This is a genomic window from Amycolatopsis sp. cmx-8-4 (genome assembly GCF_046548675.1).
Lineage (GTDB): Bacteria > Actinomycetota > Actinomycetes > Mycobacteriales > Pseudonocardiaceae > Amycolatopsis.
The window spans coordinates 720,892-732,616 of the sequence record NZ_JAEBDZ010000001.1 but is presented as its reverse complement, the minus strand read 5'-3'; the positions used below and the strand labels follow the sequence as shown (position 1 = coordinate 732,616).

At 70.0% G+C, this 11,725-nt stretch carries 6 protein-coding genes; 5 read left to right on the top strand and 1 reads right to left on the bottom strand.

Annotated features, from left to right (window positions below; all coding sequences use genetic code 11):
• Positions 1–388: 388 nt before the first annotated feature.
• The 5 genes from ACLJQZ_RS03575 to ACLJQZ_RS03555 all read left to right on the top strand — a co-directional run bounded on the left by ACLJQZ_RS03575 (position 389) and on the right by ACLJQZ_RS03555 (position 10,526).
• Complete coding sequence (locus tag ACLJQZ_RS03575; RefSeq protein WP_410618524.1) at positions 389–2,392, top strand: hypothetical protein; 2,004 nt, start codon at positions 389–391, stop codon at positions 2,390–2,392.
• A gap of 25 nt (positions 2,393–2,417) precedes the next feature.
• The gene (locus tag ACLJQZ_RS03570) at positions 2,418–3,614 is read left to right on the top strand and encodes a TIGR02679 family protein (RefSeq protein WP_410618523.1); all 1,197 of its coding nucleotides are present in this window, start codon (positions 2,418–2,420) and stop codon (positions 3,612–3,614) included.
• Positions 3,615–3,694: 80 nt separating this feature from the next.
• A complete protein-coding gene (locus ACLJQZ_RS03565; protein WP_410618522.1) occupies positions 3,695–5,233 on the top strand; it encodes a TIGR02677 family protein in 1,539 nt (512 codons plus the stop codon).
• Positions 5,230–6,474: a TIGR02678 family protein gene (locus tag ACLJQZ_RS03560; protein WP_410618520.1), complete on the top strand. Its 1,245-nt coding sequence runs from the start codon at positions 5,230–5,232 to the stop codon at positions 6,472–6,474. The genes ACLJQZ_RS03565 and ACLJQZ_RS03560 overlap by 4 nt, the downstream gene beginning before the upstream one ends.
• Positions 6,471–10,526 (top strand): TIGR02680 family protein, encoded by a 4,056-nt coding sequence (locus ACLJQZ_RS03555; protein WP_410618519.1) that lies wholly within the window; start codon positions 6,471–6,473, stop codon positions 10,524–10,526. Before ACLJQZ_RS03560 ends, ACLJQZ_RS03555 begins: the two co-directional genes overlap by 4 nt.
• Here the strand turns inward: ACLJQZ_RS03555 and ACLJQZ_RS03550 are convergent.
• Entirely contained in the window at positions 10,516–11,718 is a 1,203-nt protein-coding gene (locus ACLJQZ_RS03550) for an amidohydrolase family protein (protein ID WP_410618517.1), read from the bottom strand. The genes ACLJQZ_RS03555 and ACLJQZ_RS03550 overlap by 11 nt on opposite strands.
• Positions 11,719–11,725: the final 7 nt, after the last annotated feature.

Here is an 11,725-nt window from a genome sequence, read left to right as displayed (position 1 = left end):
TTCACCATCCTCGCCTGGCACGGGCGTGAGCGCGAAGATCTCTTGGCCAACCTGGCGGCCGCGCGGTCCGATGGACCACCGGCAGCGGACCACACCAAGCAGGCGGGCCCACCACTAGCGGACTGCCTCGACTCGTACTTCGTCCTCCAAGCCGAAATCCCCACCACGGGCCCCGCGCTGACCGCGAGCACCGCTCTGCTCGACCAACTGCCACGGTGGACCTCGCCGTGCGCGGCCATCCGTTGATCGGCTTACTGCGGCCCGCTTACGTCGCACTCGGCGACGAGCCCACGCGCTGACCGCCGGCCCCGGACGACTCGCCGAGAAGCGCCCTCGCCGCTTGCACTAGCCTGGATGCCCCCTGACCGGCGAGGACTGCGAGACCCTGATGCGCACGTACTTCGAACCCGAGGACATCGACGCGTTCGAATCCGCCAAAGCTCTGCTGATCCGCCGCTGCGGGGTGTGGGCGAAAGGCGCGGGGTTCGAGCTCCGTCCGGTGGTGCTGGAGGAGGCACTCGACTTCCGGCACCACAGCGTCGACGGGCGGCTCGCGTACTGGACCTCCGGGCTGGTCGAGGAATATCTCCTGGTGTACCTGCCGCGAACGCTGTCGGCCACCGCGGAAGATACGGCCGATGTGCCTGAGAACTTGCGCCTGCTCGTCCGGTACCTGCACGTCAGCGGGCTGGCCGATCCGACCGGTGATCCGCTGGCCGATCTCGACGCGGCCATCACGAAGGCCGGCAGCGGGTTCGCCGTGGCGATGAGCGACGAACGCAACTTCGGGCTGGCCAAATTCTGGACGATGAACGCTCTCCGCCGCGGCGTGGATCCCACCGACAACGCCGCCATGAACGGCTTCCTCGACGACGTCCGCGCGGGCCGGGTCGACTACGACCAGGGCGTGCTCGACGAGATCGCCGCTCGGTACGTCCTCGATGGCGGTGGCTCGCCCGAACGAGCGGTGAACCAGTTGCCGGTTTCGCTGCTGCCGGATACGGATCTCGCGGCGGTCGCCGAGGAGACTCCGGTCGTCGCCCAGTTGCGGCGGCTGGCCGACTGGGTCGGCGACGGCCGGGCACTGACGCAGACCGGCAACCTCACGCTCGCCGATGCCCGCGAGCTGGTCGCGCTGCTGGACACCGGCGACGAGCTCGATCGGACCATCGGTGACCGGGTCCACCGGACGCGGAGCAGCGCTGACCTGCCGGCTCTGGCCCAGCTGATCGAGCTGGCCAAGCGGATTCGTATCGTTCGCGTGGTCAAGAACCGGCTTGTGCGGGTTGCGAAGAACGCCAGGCTGCTGCGCGACGGGCTCGCGCTGTGGACGGCCGCGTTCGACGCCCTGCCCTCCCCCGAGCTCGTCACACGGGGGAACCCGTGGGCCTTCGAGCACACCCACCTCCTCGGTGAACTCATCAAGGACGTGCTGCCCGATGTGCTGAACACCCTCTACGGGCTGCCCGAACCGACGCCGGTCGTCCGGCTCGCGGAAAGCGTCTGGTTGTCCCTGACCGAAGGCTTCTACCTCGAAGAGCTCGACGAGCGGACCGAGAAGACGTGGCGCACCGGGGTCGCAGCCGACCTGCACCGGGTGTTCCTCACGCTCGCCGAGTTCGGCGTGGTGGAGCTGACCACCGGCGTGCCCGATCCGATCTACCGCGCCGACCTGGAGGTGGCGCCGTTCTCGCCGGACACCCGTGACCGGCTGCGCAGCGCGCTGGCACCAGGTGCCGGCCCCATGGAGCTGGTATCGCTCACCGCGTTGGCCACGCGGGCCGTGCGCGGCCAGCTGGTGGCCGCGGGCCGGTACGCGCCGCTGGTCGGTGAGCTGGCCGAAGCCGAACCCGCCCCCATGCTGGGCCTTCTCTCCGAGCACTACACCTCGGAAGCGGCCGAGGAGGAGATCGCCGGCTGGCTGGCCGCCCATGGTGGCCGCGAGCGCGGACTACCGCTCCTGCTCGACGCGATCCGTGGTTGCCCCTTCCGGACGCGCGCGGCCGCGATGCTCGAAGTGCTGTCCTCCACCGCTCCCGACCGGTCCGCGTTCCTGCGGGACCTGCGCCAGGACCGGCAGCTGGGCCCGATCGCGACGAACCTGCTGGTCGAAGACGGCGAGCTCGCCATGGACGAGCTCGGCAGCGAAGAGGCCCTGCGCGGTATGGCCGAGCAGTTCGTCGGCCTGCTGGAAATCGGTGGCCCCGACGGCGTCGCCGACGCGCTCGGCGAGATCCCACGGGGCGAGGCTCGCGACTTGATCGCCAGTCTGACGGCGTCGGGCCATCCGGACGAGACCGCTATGGCGGAGCTCCGCGAGCTGTTCGCCGTGCGGGTGCCCGCACATCCGCTTGCCGGGGTATCCCGGAAGAGGCCCCGGCGAAGGCGTTGAACAGCTGCCTAAACTGGTCGGCATCGTGGAACTGTCGCCTGACCTCATGCCGCTCTGGGCCGTGGTGCATGCGCGGCTGTCGGGTGGGCTGCCGGTCAATCGGGTGAAGGTCGGGCCGCTTGATCTCGGGCAGCGGACCGCTCTGGCCGACCTGCTCGGGTCCGCGCGGCTGCCCGGCGAACACGTCGAGATCAGCCTCGCCAAGCTCGACGAAGTGCTGCTGGAACGCACCGGCCAGGACTCCCGCGAGTTCGTCACGCAGCTGATCGGACCGATCGGCGATCGCGCCGCCGGGCGGCGCGAAGCCGCGGCTCGACGCGCCGAGCTGTGGGACTGGCTCGCCGGGCATCCGGTCGTCGCGGCTCAGCCGGCGCTCGGCGACTGGGTGACGGGTGTCCGGCGAGCTGGGCTCATCGAAAGCTCGATCACCCGGACGAAGGAAGAACTCGCGAAGGTTCTTCAGGTGCTGTCCCGGCTGCCTGCGGCTGGGCAGCCGCTTCCGAAGTTCGCTGACGAGGTTCTCGGTGACACGCACGCCTTGGACGAGGGCAAACGCTGCGCGAGCCTCGTCTTGAAAGCCCTGGTCGCCATCTACGACGTCTCGCCTCCGGTCGACGCGCCTGAGCGCCGGGCCCTGTGGGAACGGGCCGGGATCGCCGACGACCAGCTGTCTTCCACCGTCCTGGCGGCTGGGCTGCGGACGCGGGGCGGCGTGGTCAGCGGCGTCCTCGACCTGTGCGCCCACGCCGGACTCGCAGCGGCCCTGACCCTGCAGCAGCTGCGGGCCGCAACGGCGTTGACCAGTGCGCCGGCCGAGGTGTGGGTCTTCGAGAACCCCAGCGTGCTCGCCGTGGCGCTCGACCGGTTCGGCGGGCGCTGCCCGCCGCTGGTGTGCACGTCGGGGTGGCCGAGCAGCGCGGGCATCCTCCTGCTCAACCGCCTCTCCGCCGCGGGATCGGCGTTGTACTACCACGGTGACTTCGACGGCGAAGGGCTGCGGATCGCCGCCAACGTCGTCGCGCGGACCGGCGCGACGCCCTGGCGGATGAGCAGTGACGACTACCTCGCCGCCGTGGCCGATGGGCCTCCCGTGGGCCGGGTCACCGCCGTGCCGTGGGATCCGCAGCTGGCCGGGCACCTCACCGACGTCGGGCGAACCGTTCCGGAAGAGCGCTTGGCAATGGCGCTTCTGGATGAAATCGTCCAGCGGACAACAAGCTGACAAGGACCGGTCACCGAATCCGAGACTCCGAAACTGTCGGTGCCGTCCCGTAGCGTGATCGATGACCACCGGGAGGCAGCATGGATCCGATCCGTGTCCCGCCCGAGATGTTCCGCTTCACCAGCGGGGATCGGGCGGGGTTGTACGTCTCGATCCTGCACGCCTTCGGTGAGGCCAACGAACGGCTGGAAACCGCGCTGGGGCTCGACGACGTCCGGGCCCGGTTGCGCACCGTCGGCTGGCTCGACGCGCTCGAGGACGACGAGCTCACCGATGCGCTGGGAAAGCTGCGGGACTGGAACCTCGTCGACGTGGTCCAGAACCACTCCGAGAACTACCGGACCGCCGGCGAGTACGAGCGTCGCAACCTGCAGTATTCCCTGACGCGACAAGGCGAAGCCGCCTTCGCGGGCGTAGTCCACGCGATGAACGTCCTGGCCGCGACCGGTGCACTGCAGACCGCGGTGCTCGACGCGATCGCCGATCGGCTCGGTGATCTTTTCAGGGAACTGGAAAGGGGCACCAACCGGCGGATCTTCACCACGCTGATCGAGCTCGAAGCCCACCTCGAAGCGTTGCGCGGCAACACGAAGCAATTCAACGGCGAGCTGCAGCGGCTCCTGCGCGCAGACGGTGCGAACCTCACGACCTTCCACGAGGTCAAGGCCAGCACCGTGGCTTACCTGCAGGAGTTCCTCACCAACCTCGAACACCGGGCGCACACCATCGCGGTCCGGATCCAGCAGGTCGAGGACCACGGCGTCGGGTTGATGCAGCTACGCGCCCTGACCGGCGCCGACCTGCCTCAGCTCACGGCCACGGACCCGGGTCCGCCGTGGCTCGAACACCGGCGTGCGAAGTGGGAAGGCCTGCGCACGTGGTTCCTGCCGGTGGACGGCTCCCAGCCGCGGGTCGAGCAGCTGCACGTCGTCGCGCGCAAGGCGATCATCGCGCTGCTGCAGGTGCTCGACCGGATCACGGAGTCGCGCCGGCGGGCGAGCAGCGCCGTGGCCGACTTCCGTGAGCTCGCCCGGTGGTTCACCGTGGTCCCCGCGCAGGACGACCTCCACCGCCTGTGGTCGACCGTCTTCGGGCTGAGCTCCGCGCGGCACGCCCACCTCGCTCATCCCGATCCCGAGCTGATCAGCTCGACCTCGCCGTGGGCGGAGGCCCCGCCGGTGGCGGTCTCCCCGCTGCTGAGGACGAGCGGGCGCACCGAACGGTTCAGCCGCACGGGCAAGGTGCGCGACGTCGCCGCGGTGCGGGCGGCCAGAGCCGAGCAGGCGCGCGCGGAGCGAGCCGAGCTGGAAGCGGCGTGGGACATGCTGGACACGGGTGGTGCGATCCGGCTGTCGTCGTTCGGTGCGCTCGATCACGCCGTCTTCGAACGCCTGCTGGATCTGCTGGGACGAGCGCTGGGCGCGGCCCCCGGTCGCGGTGGCAACCGGCGGAGCACCACCTCCGACGGCAGGATCGAGATCTTCCTCCGGCCGCCGCTGGACGGTTCGACTGCCATTTTGACGACTCCTCGAGGGCAGTTCCGCGGCCCGGACTACGAGGTGGAGATCCGGACGGCCGGGCAGCGGCTCGTCGGGCGAAGCACCGGAGGCCGCCCGTGACCAAGCTGACCAACCAGCTGGTGACCGCCGAACGCGAGGAGGTCGCGCACGGCATCCGCCGGCTGCTGGCGACCCCGCTGATCGCCGAGCTCAGCCAACCGGAAGCGTTCGACCTGGTCAGGCGCCGGCGAGAACCGATCCGGCAATGGTTCGACTACTACTGCGGGTGGACCCTGACCGTCGAACCGCGGCTCGGGTACGCCCGGCTGGTCAAGGTGCGGACCGTCACGGACCCGACGAGGCCCGCGCGGCGATTGCGATCCGGGCGGGCCGCGTTCGACCGTCGCCGCTACGCGCTGCTGTGCGTCGTCGCGGCCGAGCTGCTCGCGGTGCCGGTGACCACGATCGGCCTGCTGGCGGACCGGGTCGGGCGGGCGACCGCGGCGGACGACGTTGTGCCGACGTTCGAGACCGCCAACCGCGGCGAGCGCATGGCGTTCGTCGACGTCCTGCGCCTGCTCGAGTCCTACGGCGTTGTCGAGGTCGTCGACGGGACGACCGAAACCTTCGTGGACTCGGCGGACGCGAAGGTGCTGTACCGGATCGATGCGACGCTGCTGCTCCGGCTGCTGGCCGCGCCGGTCGGGGCGTCGCAGCTCGCGGTACCGGTCGAGGAGGTGGCCCTGCGCTTCGACGAGCTGCTGGCCGCGGTGTCGCGCGAACGACGCTACGGCCTGGCTTCCGGCGCCCACGACGAAACCGCCACCCGGTCGGAGGTTCAGCGCAACCTGTGGCTGCGGCACTCCGTGTTCCGCCGGATCGTCGACGATCCGGTCCTCTACTTCGACGACCTGAGCGCCGACGAACTCGCCTACCTCGCCTCGCCCACCGGACGGCAGCTGCTGCGCCGCGCCGCGGACCAAGCGGGTTTTGTCCTGGAGGAACGCGCTGAAGGCGTGCTCTTCATCGACGTCGAAGGGCTCGCGACCGACAGCCGGTTCCCCGACGACGCCGGCACCGCGAAGGTCGCGGCACTGCTGCTGCTCGAATCACTCACCGCACCGTCCACAGTGGAACAACTGGAGATCGAAGCAGCGGCCCTGCTCGACCGCTTCCCTCGGTGGGCGAAGACGTATCGCAGTGACGACGGGCCACAGCAGCTCACGTCGGACGCTCTCGCGGTCCTGACCGCGTTCGGGCTCGCTCAGCACGAAGCCGGCTTGGTGCGGCCGCTTCCGGCCGCGGCCCGGTACGCGGTGCGTGACGCCCGGACCACCGAACCCGGAGGAACGACGCCATGACGGTGACCGAACTCCCCCGGCACGCCGCCGGGGAAACCCCGGCACGGCCAGCGCGCTGGATCCCGGCCCGGGCCGGGATCCTCAACGTCTGGCGGTATTACGACGAGGTTTTCGAGTTCCACGAGGGGCGCCTGCTGCTGCGCGGGCCCAACGGGAGCGGCAAGTCGAAGGCCCTGGAGCTGCTGCTGCCGTTCCTGTTCGACGCGAGTCTGCGCGCCAACCGGCTCTCGACCTTCGGCACCGGTGAACGAACCATGCACTGGAACCTCATGGGTGAGGGGGCGACCGGAACGACCAGGGTCGGCTACGTCTGGCTCGAGTTCCGCTTCCCCGGTGAGCCTGAGCGCTGGTTCACCTGCGGCGCCCGGTTGCAGGCGAGTTCGCACACCACCAGCGTGCACACCGACTACTTCACCACGAGCTTGCGCGTCGATCCCGGCGAGCTCTCCCTCGTCAACCAAGCGGGCCAGCCGTTGACGAAGAGCGTGCTGGAGGAGCGCCTCGGAACCGACGGCGTCGTCCACGGAAACGCGGGCGACTACCGCACGGAGGTCCGGACGACGCTGTTCCCCGGGCTGAGCGAGCAGCGCTTCGACGCGCTGATCATGGCGTTGCTCCAGCTGCGGATGCCGAAGCTGTCACAACGGCTCGACCCCGCTTTGCTGTCCAACCTGCTCTCCCGCGCGCTGCCACCCTTGGGACAGCAGGAGATCGCCGACCTCGCCGAGGGTTTCGAACGGCTCGACGCGCAACGAGGACGGCTCAAAGCACTCGAGGAAGAAGTCAACGCGACCCGGACGCTGGCCACCCGCCAGCGCACCTACGCCCAGCGTGTTCTCCGTGCCGGCGCCGGAGCCTTGATTTCGGCGACGACCGAGCTGAACAACCTGGCCAAGGCCGCCCGCGACTCGGCGGAACGCTACGAGACCACCGCCCGGGAAAAAGATAGCGCCGAGAAACGCGCCGACTCGCTGGTCACCGAAGTCGGAACCACCGAAGCACGCAAGACCGGGCTGATGGAGAGCGAGGAGTACAAGCAGGGGCAGGAGCTGGACAGGTTGCGCAGCCGGGCGGCCGACGCCCGCTCCACCGCCGAACGGCTCGGCCTGGACGCGGCGAGCAAGCGCTCGGCCGCGGCCGCCGACGAGCAGGTCCGGCGAACTGCCGAGCAAGCCGTGCACCAGCAGGCAGAAGCCGTTCGTGTGCAAGAGCTCGAGGCCCGCAACGCCGCCACCCGCGGCGGGTTGGTGAGCGCGTACGAGGAAGTCTCAGCACGATTGGAAGCCGAGACGAGCCAAGCCCGAACCCTGCTCAGCGCGGCCGTGCGGAGCAGGCGGGGTCAGCTCGACGCGGTCGGCAAGGCGCTCGACGGCCACGAGCGGGCGGTCGACCGGCGAACGCATGCGGAGTCCGACCTGGACACGGCCCGGACCAGGCTCTCCGAGGCACAGGAGCAGCTCACCGGCGCAGCTGCCGAACGCGAAACCGCCTTGACCGCGTTGAGCACCGAGCTTCTGGCGTGGGTCGCGGGCTGTCGTGAGTTGATCTTTCCGGAGCCCGAGATCCTCCTGAGCTGCTTGGAGTCGGAAACGGCACTGCTCGCCGCGATTGATGCCGTCGTCACGCCGATCCTGGAAGACATCACTCGCCAGGAAACGACGACTGGCTCCGCACTGACGACCGCGCGACACGAACGTGCCGACCTGATCGACGTTCTCGACCGGCTCCGCACAGAACAGGACCTCCCCCCGGTCGCGCCACCGGCGCGGACGACCGACCGTGCCACGATGACCGGGGCGCCACTGTGGCGGCTCGTCGACTTCTCGGAGACAACGCCGGCGCGGACGGCCGCGGCCGTCGAGGCGGCGCTCGAAGGAAGCGGCCTGCTGGACGCCTGGGTCGGGCCGCGCGGCGACGTGGCCGGTCACGACGTCTTCGCCGATCCCGACGCTCTTCCGCCGGTACCCGGCCGGTCGCTCGGCGACGTCCTGATCGCCGAGCGCGACGCCGGTGTCGAGCGAACCGCCGTCGAGCGGCTGCTGCGGTCGATCGCTTTCGGCGACGAACTGCCCGAAGACGCACCTGTGGCGATCGGCGCGGACGGGTCGTGGCGGCTGGGCTCACTCAGCGGGAGCTGGGAAAAGGAGCACGCCTCGTACGTCGGCGCCCTCGCCCGCCAACGAGCCCGCCGACGTCGCATCGACGCACTGACGGAATCGGTCGCGCAGTACGACGCCACCGTGACCTCGCTGGACGAGGAGCTGGCTGCCTTGCTGAAGCGCCGGGAGGTGGTCGCGCACGAACGTGCGGCACGTCCCGGCCACGCCGCGGTGACCGCCGCCGCCGAGACCGTGGTGCGGCGGGAGTCGGAACGCGCCGCGGCCGAACGGATCGTCCGGGACCGGGTCGACGCCGTCACCTCGCGCGATCGAGAGGTGGCCCGGGCGCTCCACGAACTGACCGGCGTCGCCGCCGAACACGGTTTGCCGACCGACCGCGCGGCCCTCGGCACCCTGGCGACCGCCATTACGTCCTTCCAGGACCAAGCTGAAGGCTGGCTGGAAGCCCACACCAAGCTGACCGGTTTCCGGCAGGTCGCCACCTCCGCGGCCGAACAGGCCCGGCGCTCGGCGGAGGCCTCCTCCGAACGAGCGGAGGAGGCCGCGAATGCCGCCGGCGAACACGAACGGCTCGCCGCCACCCTCGAAGCCGTCGACAGCACGTTCGGGGTCGACTACCGGGAGGTACTGGCCGAAATCGAAAGCTTGCGCACCAAGCTTCGAGAACTGGGTGGAGAGCAACGAAGGACCGCGAGCTCGGTCACCGAGCTCGCCACCAAGCTCGGAGAGGTGAAGGCCCGGCGGGAAGCCGACGACAAAGCCCACCAGCTCGCCGGGACCCACCGGGATCGCGCGGCGGACCGGTTCCGGCAATTGGCGACCGGTGTGTTCCCCGCCGACGGCGGAATCGACGACCTGGCCACCTTCGAAGCAGCTCTCGCCGCGTCGGACGGCGTCCGCGCCGCCTTGGAGGCGGCCCGGCTGGTGGCCGGCGCTTGGCCGACCATTCCCCACTCGCCCGCCAACATCGGCGACGCGCTGCACCGGCTCTCCGAATCCGTGCACTCCTGCCGGGAAACCCTGAAGGCGCGAGCGGACCTCGACCTCGAGACCGACGAGGACGTGCAGGTCTTCACCGCGGTGGTCGACGGCATCCGGGTCGGCGCCGCGGAGCTGTTGCACATCCTCCGGACGGAGGCCGAGCAGAGCCGCGACGAAATCACCGAACGCGAGCGGCGGCTCTTCGACCAGACCTTGACCGGCGACACCCGGCGGCACCTGGCCGCGCGAATCCGGCAGGCGAACGAGCTCGTCGACGGGATGAACGCCCGCCTGGAGCGGGTGCGGACGGCGTCGAAGGTGGCGGTGCACCTGGTCTGGCAGGTGGCACCGGATCTGCCGGCCGGCACCAAAGCCGCCCGTGACCTCCTGCTCAAGGATCCGGCGGGGCTGAACGACGCGGAACGGGAATCACTGCACCGGTTCTTCCGGGACCGGATCGAGCAGGCCAAGGCGGACGACACGGCGACGAGCTGGGAGCAGCAGCTCGCCCAGGTCTTCGACTACACGGCGTGGCACCAGTTCGTGGTCAAGGTCGACCGGGCCAACGGCGAAGGGTGGAAGCTGCTGACCCGCAAGCTGCACGGGGCGCTGTCGGGCGGGGAAAAGGCGATCGCGCTCCACCTGCCGCTGTTCGCCGCCGTCGCGGCGCACTACCAGGCCGCGCCGGAAGCGCCCCGCGTCATCCTGCTCGACGAGGTGTTCGTCGGGGTCGACGCCACGAACCGAGGGCAGGTGTTCGGATTGCTGTCGGCGCTCGACCTCGACCTCATGCTGACGTCGGACCACGAGTGGTGCGTCTACTCGGAGCTGAGCGGCATCGGCATCCACCAGCTGATCACGGGCGCCGACGGCGACGACGCCGTGACCACGGCGAGGTTCACCTGGGATGGCCACGAGCTGCTCACACCTGATCCGTCGGTCATCGGTTGAGCACAGCCAGACCGTCCGCCACCACCCTGCCGTTGTGGAAGACCGTGCGGTCCTTGCCTCGGTCCATCACCGCGCTTGTCGGAGTTTCGCCGTCCACCAGGACCAGGTCTGCTCGGTCGCCCACCGCCAGGCCTGGACGGTCGTCGATGCCCGACAGGCGGGGGACGTCGTGGCTCATGATCGACGCTCCGCCCATTGTCGCGACCGCCAAAGCCAGCTCCACATGTGAGTCGCGGCGGAAGCCTCGGGTGAAGGCCAGTTGCCACGTGCGGTCCAGGAGGTCGCAGTTGCCGTATGGGCTCCAGTAATCCCGTTGGCCGTCCTCGCCCAGGCCGATGCGGACGCCTGACGAGACCAGGTCCAGCAGGGACAGCTGTCCGGCGGTGGAAGGGGCGACTGTCGTCATTGCGATGTCCAGCTCGGCGAAGTCGTCGATCACCCTGCGGCTTACCGACTCCGAGATGGAGCCCAGGTCGTATGCGTGGGACATCGTCACCTTGCCGCGCATGTCCAGCGCCCGGACTCGCTCGATCACCAAGTCCGTCGAGAACAGGCCCAGGTGGCCCGGCTCGTGCAGGTGGATGTCGATCTCGGCCTGGTGCTTCTCGGCCAGGGCGAATACCGCGTCCAGGTGTCCTTTCGGGTCGCGGTCCAAGGTGCACGGGTCGATGCCGCCGATGACCGTTGCGCCGGAGCGCATTGCCGCGTCCAGGAGGTCCAAGGTGCCCGGCTCGCGGAGGATGCCCGCCTGGGCGAACGCCATCACCTGGACCTCGGCCTGATCTGCGTACTTCTCGCGAGCGGCCAGGACCGCGTCCAGCTTCTCCAGGCGGCAGTCGACGTCCACCTGGGCGTAGCTGCGGACTCGCGTCGTGCCGTGGGCGATCATCCGCTCCAGGGTCCCGGTCACTCGCTCCGGGAGCGGGACCTCCGCCGAGCGCCAGTTGTCGCGGTCGTTCGTCATCATCGCGACCACTCCCGGGCCGCCCGTGTGGGGGCGGAACGAGAGGCCGATGCGCGTCGAATCCAGGTGGACGTGGACGTCGCTGAACGACGGGAACAGCAAGCGGCCGCGGCCCTCGACCGAAGGAGACGCGGAAGGAGCGTGCGGGCGGATCGCCGCGATCCGGTCACCACGACGCTCCACGTCGCTGCGCTCGCCGCCCCAGGGGCGGACGTCACTGATCAACATCGGAGAC

What these genes read in the sequence shown, in the direction of transcription:
- ACLJQZ_RS03555 (WP_410618519.1), top strand. Translation starts at nt 6,471, where the DNA reads ATGACGGTGACCGAACTCCCCCGGCACGCCGCCGGGGAAACCCCGGCA.
- ACLJQZ_RS03565 (WP_410618522.1), top strand. Translation starts at nt 3,695, where the DNA reads ATGGATCCGATCCGTGTCCCGCCCGAGATGTTCCGCTTCACCAGCGGG.
- ACLJQZ_RS03550 (WP_410618517.1), bottom strand. Translation starts at nt 11,718, where the DNA reads ATGTTGATCAGTGACGTCCGCCCCTGGGGCGGCGAGCGCAGCGACGTG.
- ACLJQZ_RS03575 (WP_410618524.1), top strand. Translation starts at nt 389, where the DNA reads ATGCGCACGTACTTCGAACCCGAGGACATCGACGCGTTCGAATCCGCC.